Raw genomic sequence first — 449 nt, forward strand, 5'->3', positions numbered from 1 at the left:
GCCTACGGCCGGCTCACCTCCACCACCGTCCACAACGGCGGCGACGCCAAGGCCCCGGTACTGCGGTCGACCGCCTACACCGCCAACGCCGCAGGCGACATCACCACCACCACCGCCACCGGTGCGGACGGCAGCAAGACAGCCACCGCGCACGAGACCGACCCCGCCGGCCGCCTCACCGCAGTAGCCGCCGACGGCAAGCAGACCCCCCAGACCTGGGATGCGGCCGGCAACCTCCTCCACGGCGCAGACGGCACAACCTGGACCTACACCCCCGACAACAAACCCGCCACCGCCGCCACCGCCGACGGCCTGCGCAGCACCTACACCTACTGGGCCGACGGCAGCCGGAAAACCACCGAGACCACCCACCCCGACGGCACCCGCACCACCGTCCTCTTCCACTACACCCCCGACGGCGCCATCGCCAACGACACCCACACCACCCC

At 71.9% G+C, this 449-nt stretch carries 1 pseudogene; it reads left to right on the forward strand.

Features of this window, described 5'->3' with window-relative positions:
- A pseudogene (locus tag IF89_RS39680) lies at positions 1–449 on the forward strand (hypothetical protein); the annotation flags it as partial.

Source organism: Streptomyces sp. NRRL F-2664 (genome assembly GCF_000719345.1).
GTDB lineage: Bacteria > Actinomycetota > Actinomycetes > Streptomycetales > Streptomycetaceae > Streptomyces.